This window comes from Chitinophaga sp. 30R24 (genome assembly GCF_049056765.1).
GTDB lineage: Bacteria > Bacteroidota > Bacteroidia > Chitinophagales > Chitinophagaceae > Chitinophaga.
The window spans coordinates 1086764-1109199 of sequence record NZ_JBJGXX010000001.1 but is presented as its reverse complement, the minus strand read 5'-3'; the positions used below and the strand labels follow the sequence as shown (position 1 = coordinate 1109199).

At 44.2% G+C, this 22436-nt stretch carries 18 protein-coding genes; 8 read left to right on the top strand and 10 right to left on the bottom strand.

What is annotated here, in order from left to right; all coding sequences use genetic code 11:
- Position 1 precedes the first annotated feature (1 nt).
- On the bottom strand, positions 2 to 667 hold the full coding sequence (locus ACDQ55_RS04625) for a 3-hydroxyacyl-CoA dehydrogenase family protein (protein WP_420979981.1): 666 nt from the start codon (positions 665 to 667) through the stop codon (positions 2 to 4).
- Positions 668 to 749: 82 nt separating this feature from the next.
- On the opposite strand from ACDQ55_RS04625, the gene ACDQ55_RS04620 reads away from it, so the two are divergent.
- Positions 750 to 1130: a RidA family protein gene (locus tag ACDQ55_RS04620; protein WP_420979980.1), complete on the top strand. Its 381-nt coding sequence runs from the start codon at positions 750 to 752 to the stop codon at positions 1128 to 1130.
- Between the two features lie 33 nt (positions 1131 to 1163).
- Here ACDQ55_RS04620 and ACDQ55_RS04615 read toward each other — a convergent pair whose 3' ends face one another.
- From ACDQ55_RS04615 to ACDQ55_RS04600, 4 genes are all read right to left on the bottom strand, one after another.
- Complete coding sequence (locus tag ACDQ55_RS04615) at positions 1164 to 2846, bottom strand: L,D-transpeptidase family protein (protein ID WP_420979978.1); 1683 nt, start codon at positions 2844 to 2846, stop codon at positions 1164 to 1166.
- Positions 2847 to 3032: 186 nt separating this feature from the next.
- On the bottom strand, positions 3033 to 4583 hold the full coding sequence (locus tag ACDQ55_RS04610) for an Rne/Rng family ribonuclease (RefSeq protein ID WP_420979976.1): 1551 nt from the start codon (positions 4581 to 4583) through the stop codon (positions 3033 to 3035).
- 454 nt (positions 4584 to 5037) lie between these two features.
- Positions 5038 to 5880 carry a tetratricopeptide repeat protein gene (locus tag ACDQ55_RS04605; RefSeq protein WP_420979974.1) on the bottom strand — a complete coding sequence of 281 codons (843 nt, stop codon included), beginning with the start codon at positions 5878 to 5880 and terminating at the stop codon, positions 5038 to 5040.
- Positions 5881 to 5904: 24 nt separating this feature from the next.
- Complete coding sequence (locus ACDQ55_RS04600; RefSeq protein ID WP_073084475.1) at positions 5905 to 6192, bottom strand: HU family DNA-binding protein; 288 nt, start codon at positions 6190 to 6192, stop codon at positions 5905 to 5907.
- A gap of 221 nt (positions 6193 to 6413) precedes the next feature.
- On the opposite strand from ACDQ55_RS04600, the gene mutY reads away from it, so the two are divergent.
- From mutY to ACDQ55_RS04570, 6 genes are all read left to right on the top strand, one after another.
- The gene (gene mutY / locus ACDQ55_RS04595; protein WP_420979973.1) at positions 6414 to 7487 is read left to right on the top strand and encodes an A/G-specific adenine glycosylase; all 1074 of its coding nucleotides are present in this window, start codon (positions 6414 to 6416) and stop codon (positions 7485 to 7487) included.
- A 197-nt stretch (positions 7488 to 7684) separates the two neighbouring features.
- Positions 7685 to 8143, top strand: coding sequence for a single-stranded DNA-binding protein (locus ACDQ55_RS04590; protein ID WP_420979971.1), 459 nt, complete (start codon positions 7685 to 7687; stop codon positions 8141 to 8143).
- 140 nt (positions 8144 to 8283) lie between these two features.
- Positions 8284 to 9612, top strand: a complete 1329-nt coding sequence (gene gldE / locus ACDQ55_RS04585) for a gliding motility-associated protein GldE (RefSeq protein WP_420979970.1) — start codon at positions 8284 to 8286, stop codon at positions 9610 to 9612.
- Between the two features lie 21 nt (positions 9613 to 9633).
- A complete protein-coding gene (locus ACDQ55_RS04580) occupies positions 9634 to 10233 on the top strand; it encodes a hypothetical protein (protein WP_420979969.1) in 600 nt (199 codons plus the stop codon).
- 69 nt (positions 10234 to 10302) lie between these two features.
- The gene (locus tag ACDQ55_RS04575) at positions 10303 to 10872 is read left to right on the top strand and encodes a DUF3109 family protein (RefSeq protein ID WP_420979968.1); all 570 of its coding nucleotides are present in this window, start codon (positions 10303 to 10305) and stop codon (positions 10870 to 10872) included.
- Positions 10873 to 11000: 128 nt separating this feature from the next.
- Complete coding sequence (locus ACDQ55_RS04570; protein WP_420979967.1) at positions 11001 to 12377, top strand: LutB/LldF family L-lactate oxidation iron-sulfur protein; 1377 nt, start codon at positions 11001 to 11003, stop codon at positions 12375 to 12377.
- A gap of 10 nt (positions 12378 to 12387) precedes the next feature.
- Here ACDQ55_RS04570 and ACDQ55_RS04565 read toward each other — a convergent pair whose 3' ends face one another.
- The 3 genes from ACDQ55_RS04565 to purH form a co-directional block, all read right to left on the bottom strand.
- Positions 12388 to 13497: an energy transducer TonB gene (locus tag ACDQ55_RS04565; RefSeq protein ID WP_420979966.1), complete on the bottom strand. Its 1110-nt coding sequence runs from the start codon at positions 13495 to 13497 to the stop codon at positions 12388 to 12390.
- The gene (locus ACDQ55_RS04560) at positions 13490 to 14068 is read right to left on the bottom strand and encodes an RNA polymerase sigma factor (RefSeq protein ID WP_420979965.1); all 579 of its coding nucleotides are present in this window, start codon (positions 14066 to 14068) and stop codon (positions 13490 to 13492) included. Before ACDQ55_RS04560 ends, ACDQ55_RS04565 begins: the two co-directional genes overlap by 8 nt.
- A 151-nt stretch (positions 14069 to 14219) precedes the next feature.
- On the bottom strand, positions 14220 to 15734 hold the full coding sequence (gene purH, locus ACDQ55_RS04555; protein WP_420979964.1) for a bifunctional phosphoribosylaminoimidazolecarboxamide formyltransferase/IMP cyclohydrolase: 1515 nt from the start codon (positions 15732 to 15734) through the stop codon (positions 14220 to 14222).
- 214 nt (positions 15735 to 15948) lie between these two features.
- Between purH and ACDQ55_RS04550 the strand changes: the two genes are divergently transcribed.
- Positions 15949 to 16788, top strand: coding sequence for a hypothetical protein (locus ACDQ55_RS04550; RefSeq protein ID WP_420979963.1), 840 nt, complete (start codon positions 15949 to 15951; stop codon positions 16786 to 16788).
- A 127-nt stretch (positions 16789 to 16915) separates the two neighbouring features.
- On the opposite strand, the gene ACDQ55_RS04545 is transcribed toward ACDQ55_RS04550, so the two are convergent.
- Together ACDQ55_RS04545 and carB are read right to left on the bottom strand one after the other, a co-directional pair.
- Positions 16916 to 19015, bottom strand: coding sequence for a ComEC/Rec2 family competence protein (locus tag ACDQ55_RS04545; protein WP_420979962.1), 2100 nt, complete (start codon positions 19013 to 19015; stop codon positions 16916 to 16918).
- A gap of 442 nt (positions 19016 to 19457) precedes the next feature.
- Positions 19458 to 22274: a carbamoyl-phosphate synthase large subunit gene (gene carB / locus ACDQ55_RS04540; protein WP_420979961.1), complete on the bottom strand. Its 2817-nt coding sequence runs from the start codon at positions 22272 to 22274 to the stop codon at positions 19458 to 19460.
- Positions 22275 to 22436: the final 162 nt, after the last annotated feature.

The window sequence follows — 22436 nt, the reverse complement described above, 5'->3', positions numbered from 1 at the left end:
ATTAAATCGCTTCGTATGCTGTTTGTAAAGAAGCAGCTACTTCATACCTATCGTCGCCGGTAGCCAGATGCACTGCTTTTAATACTTCGTACACATGCCGTATCCCTATCAGCTCGCTCCATTCAAAGGGGCCGTACGGATAGTTAGTCCCCAGTTTCATGGAGATGTCGATATCTTCCCTGGAAGCGGTGCCTTCTGCTGCAGTAAGATAGGCTTCGTTGATGATCATACATACTACGCGGGGGGTTACCATACCGGCTACATCGGCCACCAGCGTATATTCCCAACCTAATTGATACATAATATTGTCCAATGCTTGCCGTTGTCCTTCATCCATCACCGTTACTTCTGTTACCGGCATATTCACAAATGCCGGTAAGAAATTAGCCCCCATAATGTTAAAGCCCTGCTCAAAGGCATAGTCATTCATGAGCTCCGACAAGGATGTTTTCACCATACCGGCCAGCACCGGAATACCTGGATTTTTAGCGTATATCCGGGCATGCTCCGGGCGATCGTCAAAAATAAGGTCCAGTACGAGGTCAAAGGCTTTCAGCGACAGCACTTCTTCCAAAGTAGTTCTCCATTGTATGTCATGATGCTTGGCGATTCCCTTCTGCTGCAATTCACCATATCTTTGCGCATCCGCTATTACCAGGATATTCATGTGTTAAATTTCGGCAAACCTAATAAAGAATCATTAATTATAGCGGCTGTGCATTTTCAATAATTAACTACTTTCGTTTCCTATGGAAAAGAAAATCATTAATACTACCCATGCGCCCGCTCCTATCGGGCCTTACAACCAATCCGTAAAAGCCGGCAATACCCTATATGTATCCGGTCAGATTCCTCTGGACCCAGTTTCCGGCGACCTGATCCAATCAGGTATCATAGATGAAACCCACCAGGCGATGAAAAACATCCAGGCTATCCTCACAGCAGCAGATATGAGCCTGGGTAATGTTGTAAAAACTACCATCTTCCTTACCGATATGAAAACCTTTCCGCAGGTAAATGAAGTATACGGCAGCTATTTCAGCAGCGATTACCCTGCCCGTGAAACCGTACAGGTAGCTGCTTTACCTAAAGGAGTAAACGTGGAGATCTCTGTGATTGCAGTAGATTGATGAAAAGGCTATGAGCTGCTAGCAGCTCATAGCTTACTTCTCTTCCCCCGTGGTTGTTCCAAACAAGGCCGCAGCCAGCTTTTGATCGTGCCCATATACATCGTCGCGAAAGTTCAAGCGCCCCTGGCTATCTACAAAAGCGGTGAAATACACAATAAATACCGGTACCTTATCCTTTATCGTTACATATTTTTCTTTGTCGGCATTCATTGCATCGTCGATCTTTTGTTCCGTCCAGGAGGGATCATCACGCAGCAACCATTCTGCCAGATGCTTAGGTTCCTGGATACGGATGCAGCCATGGCTGAATGAGCGTTTATTCTCCCCGAAAAGATAACGGGCGGGTGTATCGTGCAGGTAAATGTTATATTCATTGGGGAAAAGGAATTTCACTTTGCCCAATGAATTCTTACCACCCGGTTTTTGTCTGACGGTATACGGAAAATTCCCTCCCGAATACCTGCTGAAATTAATGGTCCCTGGGGCTACCGGTTTACCACTGGCGCCTACTATTTCCATATTCTGACGAGCCAGATAGGTGCTTCCTCCACGTCTTAATCCAGGCAACACTTCGTTCGTCAAAATGCCCGGAGGCACATTCCAATAAGGGCTGAATACTATATAGCGCAGCTCTTTGGTAAACACCACAGTGCTGGTACCTGGCTTCCCTACTACCACATTACAACTCCAAGCCAATTTCCCTTTCTCATACACATGCATCTTAAATTCCGGGATATTGACAACAATATAGTCGGTACTGGGCTCTATCGGCACCCAGCGCAAACGTTCCATGTTAAGCAGTACTTTCTGGATACGGTCTTGTATTGGGGTATTCAGGGCATCCAGCACATTTTTATTGATGATACCGTCTACCTTGATGCCCATCCTTGCCTGAAAACTTCGTATGGCAGTATCCAGCGCTACGCTAAAACGTCCGCTACTATCGTGGTTTGGCAGGTCGCCGAAAGCTTCCAGCTTACGTTTTACTTGTGCTATTACCGTAGCAGAATCCCCTTTTTTAAAGCTTTTTTGCGTTGTATAAATAGTATCCCAACGAAGCTCTGCTTCTATTGCCGCTAATTTCCTTAATTGCTGCCGCAACAATATATATTGGCGGTTTACCGGTTCATCCTCTTCAAAGGCATTATTTTTTTTGCCAACAATAGAATCCAGCAGGCTTTCCATATCTATTTTCTTACGGGGGATAAACCATTCCAGGTCTTTTGCAGAATCGGCAGTAAGGCCGCCCCATACTTTGTTACCATAAGCGAAAAACTGGGCAGTGAGTAACATTTCTATGTGGGGAATAGCGGTATCTCCGGGTTTCAAGCCGGTGTCGCTTACCAGCAGTGTATCGGTGAGCACTTGCAGATCTGGGGTGATCAGGCTACTATCCTTGATGCCATAAGCAGCATCGTTCTTCATCATATTAATAAAATTGCCGGCCTGTTCTGTGAGTCCGTCTTTGTTGATCCAGGCGTAGTGGAAATCCCGTTTGCGATAGAAGTTAAGGATATATTCATCGTAAGCATCGTAGGTTTTATGTGTTTGCAGGAAATTGATAACGTAATTACTATCGAGTGCCTGGTCAATATATGCCTGTTGGGTATAGTGTGTAGTATCTCTAACCTTCCTTTTCTTACGGGAGCCGCTTTGTTGATGGCAAGACGTAAAAATGATCAATGTTAGTAAGACCAATGTGGAGTAAAAACGCATGTTCATATTATGTAATGGATGTATTTATGATTAGCTAAATCAACATAAACAGTTATAGGGGGCGCAGGGCTATTATAGGGGTAAATGTATGAAATATATACACTACGGAAAATTACAGATACAGATCTTTATAAAAAGAAAAGCCCCTGAGCGGTGCTCAGGGGCTTTTAATATTTTCAGATGTGCCTATAATTTAATTTCTTCATCGTTGGCATCAAAGAAGCGATACTCGGTTAAGTGATAGTTGGAATCTGCTTTGATCTTTATCCATTTTTTATACTGGAAGTACCATTTCCATTGTTTGGAAACCAGGAACCCCTTAGTAAGATAAGCGTACAGAATAGGATGTACACGGATCATTAACCCTTTATGCTGATGGTTCAGCAGGTATTGCAGGTTTTTCTCTATGTCTTCGAGAATCAGCATGGAAGCGCCAATTTTTCCTGTTCCTCTGCAAGTAGGACAATCTTCCGCCACAGAAATAGTAATCTCAGGTTTTACCCGTTGGCGGGTAATTTGCATGAGGCCGAATTTCGATATCGGTAAGATGGTATGTTTTGCCCTGTCTTGCGCCATAAATTTCTCCATGGCTTCGAAGATGGCTTTTTTGTTTTCCGGCAGTTTCATATCAATGAAGTCAATGATAATGATTCCACCTAAGTCGCGGAGGCGAAGCTGCCGGGCAATTTCGGCGGCGGCTTCCAGGTTAGAGGCCAGGGCGTTTTGCTCCTGGTTGTTGCTGGAGCTTTTATAGCCGCTGTTCACGTCTACCACATGGAGGGCTTCCGTAGCTTCAATAATGAGGTATACGCCGCTGTCGAGGTTCACGGTTTTACCGAAAGAAGCCTTTACCTGGCGGGTAATGCCATAGTTATCGAAAATAGGAGATCCGTTATTATAATAGTTAACGATATCAGACTTTTCCGGCGCTATCTTTTGGATATACGTTTTGGTATCTGCGAATATATTTTTATCGTTAACCACTATGCGGTTAAAGCTCTCATTGAGCAGATCGCGTAATATACTGGTGGTTTTTGTTTGCTCGCTCAGGATCTTCTGCGGGGCTTGGGCTCCGCTGAGGTTGGTCTGGATATTTTTCCAGGTTTGAACGAGGGTAGTCAGATCCTCGTGTAATTCTGCTGTTTTCTTTCCTTCTGCAGCGGTGCGTACAATCACCCCAAAGTTGGGTGGTTTGATCGCTTCCACAATTTTTTGCAATCTTTTTCTTTCTTCGGAAGAGTGGATTTTTTTAGAAACCGCAACAATATCATTAAAGGGTGTTAACACTATAAATCTTCCGGGTAAAGAAATTTCGCAGCTAAGGCGTGGGCCTTTAGAAGAAATGGGTTCTTTCAGAATTTGTACGAGGATGTTAGGTTTACCGCCCAGTACATCCGTAATTTTACCGGTCTTTACTATTTCCGGCTCATTTTTAAATTTAGTGAAATCAAATCCATCGGGCGTTTTATCGCTGATGGCCATTGAAGTAAATTTAAGAATGGAGCGGATATAAGGGCTAAGATCCGTGTAATGTAAAAAGGCATCTTTTTCAAAGCCTACGTCGACAAATGCAGCGTTTAAGCCGGGTATCAGTTTTTTCACCTTACCCAGGTACAAATCACCTACTGCGAAGTTAGGATTGCCACTTTCGTGATGTAATTCTACTAGCTTCTTATCTTCCAGTAACGCAATTTCCACCCCTGTGGGAGCCGCATTTATAATAAGTTCCTTATTCAAGCGTCCAAAATTTTAACCTTTAAAACTTCACCTTTTATGCTATGCACACGGCTATTTAAGAACAGCTTACTGCATACCAAAACAATAGCTCACCATAAAGTTAGCGTATTCTTCACGTTAGTGATGATGGATTGCTTAAGGGTTCAGCGATCACTGCAGGTAATGTCCGGAGAATTCTATTGCGGGATCTATGGAAACAACCTGCATGACTATAGCAATTTAAGAAGTAAATGCTAGAATCATGCAGGATATATGAAAATTTTTATCCGACCACCGCCTCGGTAGCATACCTGATTAGTATAAATGGCGGGAAACTGGAGTAATTATTTCTTCTTACTTTTATGCCGGTTCTTTCTCAGTCTTTTTTTACGCTTGTGAGTAGCAATTTTATGTCTTTTTCTTTTCTTACCGCAAGGCATACGCTGATACGTTTTTAAATGATTGAAAAATAATATTATTGAATATTTTTGATATAGCTATCTATCTCTTTCTTCAGTTCGGGATCGGTCATGAACGATTTGCTTTTCTCAAACAGTTCGATCGCTTTCTGCTTATCTCCTTTGCTCCTATATGACTCTGCCAGTACAAACCATACTTTCGCATTATCAGGATGTGTCTTTACCACGCCTTCCAGTCGTTCTATAGCCTTATCGTATTGACCGGAGGTAATAGCAAGATTCGCCAAGGTAACCTGGGCATCTATATTATCCGGATGCGTTGCTACTACTTCTCTCAGTTTTGCCACACCTGTCATTGGCTCACCGGTGTTCATGTACACCATGGCCTGTGATATTTTAAGTGTGTCGTTTGCCGGATTTAGCTGTATTGCCTGATCAAATAAGGCAATGGCTTCTTCGGCTTCCCATTTTGCTACACGCGGATCATCTGTATGCTGCAAGTGGGCCAAAAATAAATTGGCTGCAAAGGTGAGGCTTTTTTCGGAATTTTCCAACTTAGCGGCTTCGCCAAGGTAATAGGCGGCTACGGGCAGCTGGTTTAGGCTGTCCCAAGTACTGTACAATTGGTGGTATGCCGCGATCTGCTGGGCTTTTACATCCCCGCGGACCACATTTGTTTCAACTGTATTAACCTGTAAAAGTTTATCAGCAGGAATTTTCCCCTTGGCTGCAGCTAGCAGTTCAGAGAAGGCAATAGGTTCTACATCCTGTCCACCCTGCATAGGGGCGGCAGATGACATAGGCTTCTTTTCTGACCGGGGCACAGTACGGCCAAAGGTGAATAATATCACCAATAGTGCTACCGCAGCACCCACCAGAAGAACTTGTGATTTTTGCATCGCCTAAATTATTAGGCTGCAAAACTAAGAACTTTTGAGCTTCTTTACCTCAGCAACAAATTCTTTTGAAGGTTTAAATGCCGGAATAAAGTGCTCGGGGATCTCCACAGCTACGTTCTTCTTGATGTTACGTCCAATTTTGGCGGCTCGTTTCTTGGTAATAAAGCTTCCAAACCCACGGATATAAATATGTTCTCCGTTAGCCAGTGCTTCTTTTACCTCTTTAAACATAGCCTCCAGTGTGACTAATACATCAACTTTGGGGATGCCGGTTTTTTCAGCAATGTTGTTAATTAAATCAGCTTTTCTCATATAAAAGCGAGAGGATTACTTTACTCTCAAAGTTAATTTAAAAATTCTAATTGCTGAATTTTAAGCAAATAAATTTTATCATTTTTTCTTATAAATGGTATTGGCAATAATTTATATTTATTTGCAGCCCGGAAAATGGGGGTATTTGTTGTACTTAATAGGGAAAAGTACAGCATTTGCCATATCAATATACTAAATAATTTTATTAAACTAATATATAAATGATCTCAGCCCCTCAATTTTTTACCGAAAAATTACTGGAATGGACCCGGGAAGCCAATACCCGCAACATGCCCTGGAAAGGGGAAAAAGATCCATATAAAATTTGGCTGTCTGAAATAATCCTGCAGCAAACCCGTGTAGAGCAAGGCTGGTCCTATTATGAGCGCTTCATTCGGCAGTATCCAACCGTTACTCAACTGGCAGCGGCCCCGGAAGAAGAAGTGTTCCGCCTATGGCAGGGATTGGGATATTACGCCCGCTGTAAAAATATGCTCTCGGCCGCCAGGGAAATCACCCAAACCTATAATGGCAGGTTCCCAGATCAATACCTCCAGATCAAAGCCCTCAAAGGCATAGGTTCTTATACAGCCGCTGCTATCGCCTCTTTCGCTTTTAACCTCCCTTACGCTGTGTTAGATGGCAACGTGTTCCGTGTACTATCCCGTTATTTCGGTATTGATACGCCAATAGACAGCACCGCCGGCAAAAAGGAATTCGACAAACTGGCCCAGGAACTCCTACCGGCCAATCTTTCAGCACGCTATAACCAAAGCATCATGGACTTTGGCGCCGTAGTATGCAAGCCGCGGCAACCGCTATGCGACGATTGCCCCCTGCAAAAAAAATGCGTAGCCTATCACCAACAACTCATTTCCCTGCTGCCCGTGAAAACAAAAAAGCTGCAGATTAAAAAAAGATATTTTAATTATCTCCTGGTTAATTACCAGCAAGGTACCTACATCCGGAAAAGAACCGCGAACGATATCTGGCAAAACCTCCACGAGTTCATACTTATAGAAACGGCAGGACCTACGGATATTACGGCACTGCAACAATCAGATGATTTTAAGAAGATCTTCGGAAAAACGCCTTTCGAAATAGACAGGGTATCGGCCCCTTTCAAGCAACAACTTACCCATCAAACCATCCATAGCCAATTTATTACACTGTTGGTACAACAAGCGCCAGCCCTCCCGGAATATACCCTGGTAGCGGCCAACCGCCTTCACCAATATGCCTTCCCGAAAACAATCACCACCTTCCTGGAAAGCAATCATTTACAATTATTTTGAATCAAACATATTGAAATAAAAAATATACATACCCCGCTAAACCACTTCAGTGAAAGTTGCTAATGCTAAAATCTGCCTTAACCGGCTGCCAGTAAGAAATTTTTCACTGTCGATTGGAAAAAAATATTAACTTTAAGAAGGTTGTTTATTTATTAAAAGAAGAACTTTTTAACAATAGACTAAAAAAACCTACAACTATGAGAGGTGTTAATAAAGTAATCCTGATAGGCAATTTGGGCAGAGATCCGGATGTACAGTTTCTGGAAGGGAATATTGCAGTGGCCAAATTCTCGCTGGCCACCACTGAAACATTTAAGGACAGAGCAGGCAAGCTCATTTCTCAAACAGAATGGCACACTGTAGTGCTATGGCGGGGACTGGCCGAATTGGCACAGAAATACCTCCACAAAGGCAGTCTTGTTTATATTGAAGGACGCTTGCGCACCCGTAGCTGGGAAGATAAGGAAGGCAATAAAAAATTTGCCACTGAAGTTGTAGGAGACAACCTGGTTATGCTGGACAAACGCATGGACCTCAACAACCAAGATCACCCCGTACCTCACCATAGCGGCACAGGTTCCGGCAGTGGAGATACTTATCCTGGCATGGAAATACCCCCTTCACTGAATGAACCGGCAGACGATTTGCCATTCTAGTAACAAAAATATTAAGTTTTGAACGTTGGTAATCCCATATAGGGACATTACTTATATTTGCGTGCAGGGAAAGGAATTCTATGAATGACTTTCCCCATTTTTGATTTTTTACATCAAAGTTGAACATCTTGGGTATCCTTTTGGCAAGCACCGTATCCTGTTTTTTACAAGCCAGCGCACCTATCGCCACCCCTAACGTGGTGGTGTTTCTGCTTGTTATTTTCATTCTGCTGCTGCTTACCTTCATTGTATCCGGAGCAGAAGTCGCTTTCTTTTCCTTAAACCATAAGGATCTAAATGTGCTAAAAACCCGTCAGAACGCTTCCGGAAAACTGATCACCAAACTACTGGAAAAACCCAAATCGCTGCTCGCCTCCCTGCAGATAGCCGGCATATTGCTGATGATCGCCTTTATTATGATCACCAACTATCTCATTACGCAGATGGAAGACTTGCAAACATTACCCGTTATTTCCCTGGTAGTACGCATTTCCGCTATCTGCCTGGTACTCCTTTTCTTCGGACAGATACTCCCCCGCGTGTGGGCAGCCCAAAACAATATCCGGTTCGCTACCTATTTCGCCTGGTTTGTGAGCATCATCCACGCTACCATGGAACCAGTAAGCGACTTCTTTGTAAGCCTCAGCGGCAGCATAGAAGCCCGCCTGTTTCACCGCGGCAGCGGCCCCGTTAACTACCAGGAAATTGATGAGGCCATCGAAATGAGCGTAGACCCTACCGCTTCCCAGGAAGAAAAAAATATTCTGAAAGGCATCCTCAAATTCGGTAACATCACTGTAAAACAGATTATGCGCGGCCGGTTAGACGTGAACGGCGTAGAATACGACAGCTCCTTCAATGATATTGTTAAAAAAGTAGCCGACCTGCACTACTCCCGCCTACCAGTTTATAAAGATAACCTGGACAGCATCGTGGGAGTAATCCATACCAAAGACCTGCTCCCCCACCTTGATAAAGGCAACAGCTTCGACTGGCATGAGGTAATGCGCCAGCCGTTCTTTGTACACGGACACAAACTCATTGAAGACCTGCTCTCTGAATTCCAGAGCCGCCGCATGCATTTTGCCGTAGTGGTAGACGAATTTGGCGGCACCTCCGGCATTGTTACCCTGGAAGATATCGTAGAAGAAGTGATCGGAGATATTAAAGATGAATTTGATGAAGAAGAATTCAACTTTACCAAAGTCGATAACTTTACCTATGTTTTTGAAGGCAAAACCATGCTGAACGATGTTTGCCGTATCATGAACATTCCGGGGGAAACGTTTGAACCGGTAAAAGGAGAAAGTGATTCCCTCGGCGGCCTTATCCTGGAGCTGGCCGGAAAATTTCCGGAAGACAATAGCGTTATTAATTATAATAATTATGATTTCACTGTGCTGGAGGTAAATAAAATGCGTATCCAGAAAGTACAGGTAACCATCAGGCCTGATGCCGCTGAAGTATAGCGCCTGCTAAATAAAAGAAAAATGCCGATTGTAAAAGGTAAGCTGCTTGTCATTATTTCCCTGCTTACGCTCCTGCTTGCCGCCTGTGAAAATGTTCCCACACCTAAGCCCAGAGGCTATTTCCTGGTAAAATTTCCGGAAAGGAAATATCGCACCTTTGATATGCCCGGCTACCCGTACACCTTCGAATATCCGGTGTATGCCAATATAGTAAAAGACACCTCCTTCTTTGGGGAAGCGCCGGAAAATCCCTACTGGATCAACGTAGATTTCCCCTCTCTCGACGGAAAAATCTATATGAGCTATAAGATCATTGGCCCGGCTAACTCATTCCGTAAACTGGTGGACGATGCCTTTAAAATGACTTATAAACACACCTACAAAGCCGAATACATTGATGAAAATACCATCCATACACCTAATCAGGTATATGGTACTTTTTATGAAGTAGGCGGCAATGCGGCCTCTTCCAAACAATTTTTTGCCTCAGACTCTACCCAGCACTTCCTTCGCGGGGCGCTCTACTTCGACGTTACGCCCAATGCCGACTCCCTGGCGCCAGTATATAAGTTCCTGGAGCAAGATATGTGGCATATGGTGGAAACCCTTCGCTGGAGATAAGCCAGTAATGCCGTAACTTTGTGGTCTAAATAAGACGCCTGAGTATACCAGGAAAAAGACCAATTTCCGATGATCATCATTGACGATAAATACATTAGTGACGAAGTAATTGAAGAGCAATTCGTATGCAACCTGTCGGCTTGCAAGGGCGCTTGTTGCGTAGCGGGTGATTGCGGCGCTCCGCTGGATAAAACAGAAGTAAAAACCCTAAAAAAGATCTATCCAAAAATCAAATCTTATCTCCGTGAAGATGGTATACAGGAAATAGAACATACTGGTACCAATACCATAGATGATGAATACGGATACGTAACACCGATTGTAAATAAAGGGATCTGTGCATACGCTACCATCGACGACCATGGCACTGTAAGCTGCGGCATCGAAAAGGCTTACAACGACGGTGTAGTGGATTTTAAAAAACCTATCTCCTGTCACCTGTACCCTATCCGCATCAAAAAATACGAATCGTTCGAAGCGGTTAACTACGATCGCTGGGACATCTGCAAACCTGCCTGTAAAAACGGAAAAGCACTGCAAGTACCAGTATACCGGTTCCTGAAAGATGCCCTGATCAGAAAATACGGCACGGAATTTTATGAAGTGCTGGATAAAATTGCCAGAAAACAACACCTTTAATGTTGGGAGATAGCTGTTTACTACTTGATTAGTGAACTATTTGGTACCTACCGGATGTTATTCTGTAGAACTAATAGCTAATTCCCAAACAATGCTTAACTATCTTTAATCAGGAATTTCGTTTGCTTATGCATCAATTAGCCTCTACATTTCTGGAAGAAAGCGAGAAAAAAGCGTCTGATCTGGGCCACCGGCAGACGATCAATTTCAATATAGGTAAATACAATACCGCCGTAAAAACCGGAAAACAACAATTTACGGATTTACCTATTGCGAGGGAAAGGGCCAAGAATATAAAATGGAGAGCTATTGAGCATCTGGATCACCACCTGGAAGAATTTGAACAAAACTTTACCCGCCGTGGAGGGAAAGTGATCTGGGCAGAAACGGCCGAACAAGTGCAACAAGAAATACTGGCCATCTGCAAAGCCAAACAATGCAAAAGCATTGTGAAAAGCAAATCCATGGCTACTGAAGAGGTGCACCTCAACGCCTTTATGGAAAGCAATGGCATTGAATGCGTGGAAACAGACCTTGGAGAATATATCCAGCAACTGGATGGAGAACCTCCTTACCATATAGTTACACCAGCCATGCATAAAAGCAAGGAAGATGTAGCCCGCCTGTTTGCAGAAAAACTGGGCACCGACCCCGGACTAACTCCGGAACAACTCACCCTGGTGGCCCGTGAAAAGCTCCGGCATAAATACCTGGATGCAGAAATCGGCATCACCGGCGCCAACTTTATCATTGCCGATACCGGCTCTATAGCCGTTACCGAAAACGAAGGTAATGCCCGTCTTACTACTGCATTTCCTAAAACACATATTGTACTGGTAGGCATCGAAAAAGTATTGCCTTCTATTACAGACCTGGGCCTTTTCTGGCCGCTGCTGGCTACCTATGGTACTGGTCAGCAGGTAACCGCATACAATAGCATTTTCAGCGGCCCCCGTCAGGAAGGAGAAACAGATGGCCCGGAAGAAATGTATGTGATCCTTATGGACAATGGCCGCAGCAACATTCTCCAGGACACAGTAGCCCGCGAAAGCCTTTACTGCATCCGCTGCGGCTCCTGCCTCAACGCCTGCCCCGTATATAAAAATATCGGCGGACACACCTACGCTGCTACCTATAGCGGCCCTATTGGCTCCGTTATCACACCTCACCTGAAAGGGATGGATTCGTATATGCATCTGAGTTTTGCCTCGTCCCTCTGCGGCAATTGCACAGAAGTATGCCCAGTACGCATTAATCTCCACGAACTATTGTTGCACAACCGTCAAAAAGCGGTAGAGGAAAATTTTACTTCCGGTGGGGAGAAATTCACCTGGTTTGTATGGAAACAGGGCTGCAGCAGCCGAAGGATGATGAATATGGCCGGAGGCAAAATGAAGAATTTCTTCTTTCGCAGGTTCTTTGCCAAAAGCTGGGGAGAAAACCGGGAACTGCCGGTTTTTGCAGCAAAATCCTTTAATCAGCAATGGAAGGAAAGAAATAAATAAACCCTCAGAACTATTTCGCAGAAAATTTCACCTTTACTTTTATTTTAGTGGGCTTCTTGTCTGAAGCAGGAAGCCACACCGGACCTTCTTTCACTACGCGGATGGCTTCCGCATCGCAAGCCTCATTGAGATGGTGGATCACCTTAAAATCCTCCAATTTCCCATCGGGCATTACGGTAAAGGATATACGCACTATACCGGCGTATTGGTTACCCGGGTTAGCGGTTTTAGTTTGCAGGTAACGCTCATATGCGGCCTCCCCTATAGCGGGCATAGGCGCCCGGTAAGGCATATCTATTTCCACATTATCCTTATCCACATTTACTCCTGCTACCTTGCCTTCCAACATATGTACTACCTGTAGGGAATCTGCACGGTAGCTAAACCGGTTACGGGTTTCATCGCGAAGCATTGCTGTTATTACCTGACTGTCTTTCAATGCAGGTAGGGACCTTTTTTCTATCCGGGAATATTTCTCCGGAGCTACTACAGTAAAACTATAATCATACCCATCATCGGCTGCTGTATCGGCAGTAACACCTTGCACAGGCTTCTTAGCGGCAAGCAATGGCGTTATTTTTTTCTCCGGTTCTGCCGGGGCAGACAATGCCGGTACGGGCTTAGGAACCGTTACCAGTTTTGCTTTCTCCTTTGGCTGTACAGCAGCAAGGGATGGCAGAGCGTTTTTATCTTCTTGATGAAAAGAAACCGTATCTACTGCTACAGGAGCAGAAAGGGGCAGCCTACTGGCAATAACAGGTTTTTTTTGTGTTTGATGAAGATACCATCCGGCAGAAAACATCAGTAATAAAATAGCTGCCACCGCCGCTATACGGTAATATAATGAGCGTACTTTTCCTTTCCGGGCAACAATAGCAACAATGGCCTCCTCTTCGGCAGAAGCCACCCTGGCAGCCAAACGGGCCGCCAGGTCGTCCTGATTAGCCCGCTGATCCGGCATAGCCTGTCCGTACCCTTCCAAGGCATCTGCCAGGAAAGGGTCGTCCAACGCCTGCTTTTCCAGCGTGTGCATGTTCTTATCCTCTAATTCACCTGTAAGGTACCTACGGATAAGACTAGCTAATTCTTCCGGTTTTATATGTGGCCGCTTGTCAGACATATTGTTCCATGCATATTTTCAGGTTGCGCTTACCGTTCTGTATATAACTTTTTACTTTATTCATTTCATAACCGGTGATAACGCTTACTTCCCTGTAGCTCTTCTCTTGCAAATAAAACAGCTCTACGCTTGTTTTTTGTTCTAACGGCAAGGTATCCAAACACTTCTCCATACTGCGGAGGTTTTCTTCCAGGATAGCACCGTCCCCATGATGCCCAATTTCTTCATTTTCCATAACGGGGTGGTCATCTATAGATACCTGTCTGGATTCTTTATTTTTCATGGCCCGGAGCTTCATTAAGCAATAGTTCCGGGCAAGCACATGGAGCCAGCTCTTAAAATTCTGAACTTCATATTGTTTGAGCTTGCCGATCAGCTCTTCAAAGATCTGCATCACCGCATCTTTACTGCCGTCTTCATCAAAATATTTAAGGCAAATTCCGTATACCAGGTTCATATACCGCTGGTAAAGGGCGGCGAGATAATCTAACTGGCCGGTAGTTTTATACGTTCCGATCAGCCAGGCATCATCTGCCTCCTGCATCATATTTTGCTGAATAAAAGACGACAAGCGGTTTACTGTTCCTTTAAAGTGTTATGAATTCATTTTCAATCAGACAATACTATCATTTTTTTTTGAATGTTGGTCTGCTAAAAAAGAAAGCACCGGGAAAATGAACCCAGTGCTTTACAAGAAGTTATTCTTTGGTTATGGCTAAAAGCTAGTGCCTGAAATGGCGCATACCTGTCATTACCATTACCATATCATGCTGTTTGCAGTATTCGATGGAATCGTTGTCTCTCACGGAGCCACCAGGCTGGATCACCGACGTAATACCATGCTCATGTGCAATGGTTACACAATCATTGAATGGGAAGAAAGCATCGGAAGCCATCACCGCACCTTTCAGGTCGAAATTAAACTGCCCTGCTTTTTCTATAGCATGGCGCAGTGCATCGATACGAGACGTTTGGCCGCAGCCTTTACCAATCAATTGTTTATCTCTTACCAAGGCAATAGCGTTGGATTTCAGGTGCTTACATACAATATTGGCAAATTCCAGGTCGCTTCTTTCTGCAGTGGTAGCCGGACGGGCGCCTACCTCATTCCATTCTTTATAGTTGCCATTATCGCTGTCTTGCAACAATACGCCGTTCAGTACATTCTTGAACATGTATTTGCTCTTCACCGGCTGCTTTTGTTCCAAAAGGATACGGTTTTTCTTTGCCTGCAGCACGGTTAATGCATCTGCGTCGAATCCTGGCGCAATGAGGATTTCAAAGAAGATTTCGCTGATAGACTCGGCAGTGGCTTTATCTATCACCTGGTTGGTAACGAGTACCCCACCAAAAGCGCTTTCTTTATCTCCTGCCAATGCGGCTTCCCAGGCTTCCTTCAGCGTATCGCGGGAAGCAATGCCACAAACATTGGTATGCTTGATTACAGCGAAAGTAGTAGCAGAAAACTCCTGGATTAGCTGACAGGCTGCATCTACGTCTACCAGATTATTAAAGGATAATTCCTTACCATGTAATTTATTAAAGATCTCATCCAAGTTACCATAATAAACCCCGCGCTGGTGTGGATTCTCTCCGTAGCGGTTTACCTGCCCTTCCTGTACAGACAGCTGGAAATAATCTCCGGGCTCATTATTCAGGAAATACTGGGAGATCGCTACGTCGTAGTTCGCACAGATTTCGAAAGCTTTAGCAGCAAAGCCCCTGCGCTCTTCAATAGTGGTAGCGCCATTATTTTCAGTTAATACCTTTTCCAGATCGGCGTACTGATTTTTGGAGGCCACAATCACTACATCTTTATAGTTCTTACCAGCCGCACGTATCAGGGAAACACCACCGATATCAATTTTCTCAATAATAGTTTGTTCTACTGTAGTGCTCTTCACCGTTTCCTCGAAAGGATACAGGTCTACGATCACCAGATCTATTTCCGGAATCTGGTATTCTTTTAATTGTTCCAGATCCTGCGGATTATCGCGACGGGCCAGGATGCCACCAAATACCTTCGGGTGCAGGGTTTTAACGCGTCCGCCTAAAATAGACGGGTAAGCGGTCAGGTCTTCCACAGCAACGCAGTTAACCCCCAGTTCCTCTATAAACTTCTGAGTACCACCGGTAGAATAAATTGTAACACCTTGCTCACCTAACTTTTTAACAATGTTCTCCAGGTTATCTTTATAGAAAACGGAGATCAAAGCGGATTTAATTTGCTTTTGCATGAATGGAAAACATTAGAAATTAATAACATAGGGTCCCTGATCCGGAACCGAAAAGAAGAGCAAAGTTAACATCTAACAATCATTTTTCCATTTTATACCCTACAAGGAACAAATATTTTGGGAGATAAAGCTGAAACTGCTAGTTTTACATTTGCTATTTTTTAGCTATAAAATTGCTTTGTAACCTGTTTCCCAGTTAAAAAATCATCCCTATATGAAAAGAAACGCATTATTGCTTCTCTTGATGCTATGCTCTTTTATAAACGCAAAAGCTCAAGAAGAAAACGGCGTGTATAAAAATGTACTGACTTATGCCAACAACGCTACGTTGGCAAATGGCATTAAGATCAAAACAAATTTACCTTTTACCAGTTGGTCCCAGATGCCTACTATTATCATTGAAGGATATACTTTGGGAAGTGCAAGGCCAATAGGGCTGGTCATCAGCTACTACATAGACGGCACATCCACACAGATGCTGGCCTCTTCTTTCGGAGCTTACACGCCGCCGCTATATCTTGCCAACGAAAACGGTAAGGTGGTCATCTTTATGGATAGCAAAGAATATTACTTACGCTTCGGATTAAGGGCCTTTGCAAAGGGCATGTCTCTGGATGTGGCGGCTAGCTATGATGGCTGGAGCGTTGCTGATGAGCCACTTACAGGTTCCAACAAAGTACAGATCAATTATATCAATCAATTCGGGGGAGCAGTATTGTTTGCCAACAATGGCATTTGGAATGAGCAAGGCAATGTAGGTATTGGCACTACAAATCCCGGTCAGCACAAACTGGCTGTAGAAGGCACCATCGGAGCACGGCGGATTAAAGTTACCCAAACCAATCCATGGCCGGATTATGTTTTCAGTGATAACTACTCACTTCCATCCCTGTATGAAACGGAACAATACATTAAAGCACACCAGCACTTGCCAGCCATGCCTTCTGCCAAAGAGGTAGCAACCAACGGGCTGGATCTGGGAGAAATGAACCGCCAACTACTGGAAAAAATGGAAGAGATGACCTTGCATATGATCAATATGCAAAAGAAATAGATGAGCTGGATAAAAAGCTACAGAATAACATTAAAGGAAAGTAATTCCCAACCAGTAACGGCAATAAACATACGTTTACATTGTTTCATCCGGGCCTAACGCGCGTCTGGCCCGGATGTATTAAGCACTACTGCAGCTCCTTCACAAAGGCGCCCTGCTCTCCTATTACATAATAAGGCTGCTTCATGGCTTTACAAGCTGCCTTCCATTTTTCTATCGTGCGAACATGGTTGCCGGCAGCGAAAATAAGTAACTGATAATCATAAAAGTCTGTCAGCCGTTTAATCTGTATGCGGGCATCATTAGTAATTAGTATATAATTCGTTTTCAGTTGGTGTAATGGCGCTATAGTAGGCAAAGCGCTGTCTATTATCAGCAGCCGCTTACCACCAAAACTGATACAACGGCCGTACTGTTGAAGGCCGGGTAACGTTGCCGCCTGTACACCCATTTCTTTTCTGGCCAATTGCAGGGTAGCGGCCCACGTAGATGCCCATACACTGTCGTTGCCTGTAAACTGCACCTTGTTGCCGGCTATTGCATCGATTGCCGTATATCCGGCAAGGTTATAAACAACCAGTTTGTGCTGGGCATGTATCAGCACACTGCGATACCCTGTTGCCATGATACAGCCCCATAAACAACCCAATGCCCATAAAGCGCCGGGGCGCCACTGCTCCATGCGCCATAAGGCGATACCTACAATAAAGCCATAAAGCAATACCGTTGGTAATAACGGGCAATGAATATCCCCAATCAGGGCATAGGGCAAAGTGCCGATCCATTTTACAGCGTTGTTCATCCCCATAATAAGGTACTTTAACCCAATGCCCATCCAGGTAGCAGGCCAGGGAAAGGGAGACAACAGCAACAGGATCACTTCTCCATAAATAACGACAGTAGATAAAGGCACCGCCACCAGGTTAGCCAACAGAAAGTAGGTGGGAAACTGGTGAAAGTAAAATAAGCTTACAGGCGTAGTTAATAGCTGGGCGGCCAGGGAAAGTGCCACCATTTGCCATAGCCAATCGCCCCACCTGCGGGAAGGTTCCCAGAGCTGGTAAATAGGATGATAAAACAGTAAGATACTCAATACAGCCAGGTATGATAATTGAAACCCAGCATCGAGCATCAGCGGAGGATTGTTCCATAACAGCACAGCAGCCGACGCAGCCAGCATGTTGAAGGTATTACTATGTCGGCCGGGTAATAAACGTACCAATGTAATGCCGGTAAACATAACGGCTGCACGAAGTACAGAGGCAGCCGCCCCTGTAAGGAGGGTAAATCCCCAAAGCACCAGCAAGATCACCGCTACTTTTACAAAATCTGCCCACCGTTTTGCCGGCAGCCATTTGAGCAGCCACAATAGTGTGCCGTATAATAACGCCAGGTGCATACCAGAAATAGCAATAACATGTACAATGCCGGTGTTACTATATCCCTGCACTACTTCGGGATCAAGATCCAAACGGTACCCTATTAACAAGGCTTCGGCCATACCGGCTTCAGCTCCCTTGCCTATATATCGCTTCAGAATATGCAAACAACCGTCACGAATCTTTAGCAATGTTTGCTCCCACTGCCAATAAGGAGAACGGGGAAGCAGATAGTAAGTTCCCTGCTGTAGGTACAATTGATGATACAATTGCTGGCTGGCACAATATTGCGCATAATCGAAGCTACCAGGATTTCCACCGTTTTTGATAGCGAAAGGCTTTTGACGGGTAATTATCCGGTCGCCATACCCAAGAGAAGGCATTGCGGCGCCTTTCGCCAGATAAAGCAATAAATGGCCTTTAACGGCCATCCATTGTCCATGATGATACAACGCTAACACTTTTGCCGTTGTTTTCCAGGAACGGCGTTTTTCCTCCAATGGTGATGCCAGCTGCAATAAATAGCTGCTGCTGTTTGTTGCTTCACCAGCAAAAAAACCGGGTTGATGCTGCTCATTGCTTTTGTGCCACAAAAAAGCCCCAATACTAATAAGCAGCAGATGTAAGCAAACGCCCGATATCCAGGCTCCCGAAAAGCGCCACTGTAAAGGTAATACACGAAAAATCGCCAGGCCGCACAAAGAGAGGATCAGGGCAAACGCCCATCCCGGAAGTGCCAGGGAAAAATAATATTGCAGGATCATGCCACTAAACAAAGGCACAACAATACGAAGCATCGGCGCACGCTTCCAGTACCTGGCAACAAACAAGGAGGATTCAAATAACATAAAGGGCTAACATTAGTTAGCTAACCTAACATTTAATATCAATCACGATGTTTTAGGATTGTTAAATAGCAGCATTTTTATGAATAATATCTGTATATGATATCTTGAAAACTTTCCATTCGGAAGCACAATTCAGGCAAAAAAGACGCTGAGTGCCTATTTAATAAAATATTACAAATCAATTATTAAAATATAATATATTTCCATATCTGTTATTGATTAGTTAACATCTCTTTTAAATATAATATTATTTGTAAACTGCATTACCGGTCACGCTATATGAATTGTATCAAGATTCAATAGTCGTGTCTTTAATGGTTATTTTGAGGGAAAAGAAGGAGCCTGATTTTTATCAGGCTCTGTTTATTTATAGCAATATCATTTCACATAAAAAAGCCCTCTAGTTCAATACTAGAGGGCTTTCCTGTCTTTTGTAAAAAATTTATTTACTCAGATACATGCTCTTTTCTTTGAACAGTTGTCTGAAATAAGGATCACGCAGATCTTTGATAAAGCGGATTGCCTCGCCGGTAGACTTCATTTCAGGGCCGAGCTCTTTGTTAACACCCGGAAATTTATTGAAAGAGAATACGGGTTCTTTAATTGCAAAACCAGTTAGTTTCTTTTCAATTTTGAAGTCCTGCAGCTTATTGGCACCTATCATTACTTTAGTAGCAATATTGAGATAAGGTACCTGGTAAGCTTTGGCAATAAATGGCGTGGTACGGGAAGCACGTGGGTTGGCTTCAATCACAAACACATTACCATCTTTAATTGCAAATTGTATATTAATAAGACCACGGATGTTTAATGCACGGGCAATCTTCTCGGCATAGTATTCCATAGTGGTTACTTCTATCGGAGAAAGATTAAAGGCAGGCAACAACGCATGGCTATCTCCACTGTGAATACCGGCTGGTTCAATGTGTTCCATTACGCCCATTACATGGAAGTCGGTACCATCAAAGATACCGTCTATTTCTGCTTCCTGGCAGCGGTCAAGGAAGTGGTCGATCAGGATTTTATTACCTGGCAGGTGTCTCAACAGACTCAATACAGATTCTTCCAGCTCCTCTTCGTTGATCACAATCCGCATACGCTGGCCGCCCAAAACATATGAAGGACGCACCAGTACAGGGTATCCTACTTCTTTGGCTACCTCAATGGCATCGTCTGTATTGTAGGCAGTACCATATTTAGGATAAGGAATACCCAATTCTTTCAGCATGTCGGAGAAACGGCCACGGTCTTCTGCAATATCCATATTATCGAAAGAGGTACCGATAATTTTCACCCCATTTGCTTCCAGGCGTTTGGCCAGTTTCAAGGCTGTTTGTCCGCCCAACTGTACAATCACGCCCTCTGGTTTCTCCAGTTCAATGATTTCCCAGAGATTTTCCCAGAACACCGGTTCAAAGTACAGTTTATCTGCCATATCAAAATCGGTAGATACTGTTTCGGGGTTACAGTTTACCATGATCGCTTCATACCCGCAATCTTGGATGGCTTGCAACCCGTGTGTGCAGCAATAATCGAACTCAATACCCTGACCAATCCTATTAGGACCGGAACCCAGCACAATGATTTTTTTCTTATCAGAAACCTCGCTTTCGTTTTCTGTATCGAAAGTAGAGTAGAAGTAAGGTGTTTTTGCTTCAAATTCCGCGCTGCAGGTATCCACCATTTTAAAGGTACGGGTAATGCCCAGCGCCTTACGTTTAGCGTATACTTCATCGTCATCGCAATCACCGAACAACACCGCCAGCTGTGCATCGGAGAAGCCCATTTTCTTGGCGTCTTTCAGCATTTCATCCGGAACGGTCTGGAGATCATATTCCAGCAGTTGTTTTTCCAGGTTTACGATATCTTGTATCTGATGCAGGAACCAACGGTCGATATAAGTTAACTGATGGATATGCTTTACTGATACGCCTGCCATCAAAGCATCTTTGATACGGAAGATACGGTCCCAGGTAGGGCGCTTTAATTTTTCGATCAGCTGCTCACTCTTGAGGAGGGATTTGCCATAGTAGCCCAGTCCCAGCGCATCGTTTTCGAGGCTCTGGCAAGCCTTCTGTAAGGCTTCCGGGAAAGTACGGCCAATGGCCATTACTTCACCTACAGATTTCATCTGAAGTCCTAAAGTATCGTCGGCGCCTTTAAACTTATCGAAGTTCCAGCGTGGCATTTTTACGATAACGTAATCCAATGCTGGTTCAAAGAAAGCAGAAGTTGTTTTGGTGATCTGATTCTCCAGTTCATCCAACGTATAGCCAATAGCCAGCTTAGCGGCAATTTTGGCGATCGGATAACCTGTAGCTTTAGAAGCGAGGGCAGAAGAACGGCTTACACGTGGGTTGATCTCGATGGCGATCAGCTCCTCATTTTCCGGATTGAGAGAGAACTGTACGTTACAACCGCCGGCGAAATTACCGAGGTCGCGCATCATCATCATTGCTTTGTTACGCATGTCCTGGAAAGCAGTATCGCTCAAGGTCATGGCCGGTGCCACAGTGATGGAGTCTCCGGTATGGATACCCATGGGGTCCAGATTCTCTACCGTACAGATAATAACTACGTTATCGTTTTTATCGCGCAGGAGTTCAAGCTCATATTCCTTCCATCCGAGCACGGCCTTTTCTACCAGTACCTCGTGGATCGGAGAGGCTTTCAAACCACGGTCCAGGGCTTCGTCCAGCTCATCTTTGCTGTGTACAAAGCCACCGCCGGTACCTCCCAGGGTAAAAGAAGGACGGATTACCAGCGGGAACCCGATTTCCTGTGCAAACTCTTTACCTTCCAGGAAAGAGTTGGCTGTTCTGGCAGGCGCCACCGGTATACCCAATTGGATCATCCACTGACGGAACTGTTCGCGGTCTTCCGCTTTATCAATGGCTTTAATATCTACTCCGATCAGGCGTACGTTGTTCTTTTCCCAGATACCCAGTTCATCCGCCTCTTTACAAAGGTTCAACGCTGTTTGTCCGCCCATGGTAGGCAATACGGCATCTATCTGGTTTTCTTCCAGAATCTGCTCAATGCTTTCCACGGTCAGTGGCAGCAAATAAACCTTATCGGCCATCATTGGATCCGTCATGATGGTGGCCGGGTTGGAATTAATCAAAATCACTTTAATTCCTTCTTCCCGCAGCGAACGTGCTGCCTGGGAACCAGAATAATCAAATTCGCAAGCCTGACCAATAATAATGGGTCCAGAACCGATAATGAGAACAGATTTGATAGATGAGTCTTTTGGCATTTTTGTAATCTATTGAAAATGAAAAACCAAATTGATTTTTCTGCCGTATGAGGGACCAAAAAAATCGTGCAAAGTTACGTGATTTGAGTATTATAACCAGCAATTAATTTTATTTACGTCCAGTTTTTTTGCAGAACGCATTAAATGTATTATCATTTATAT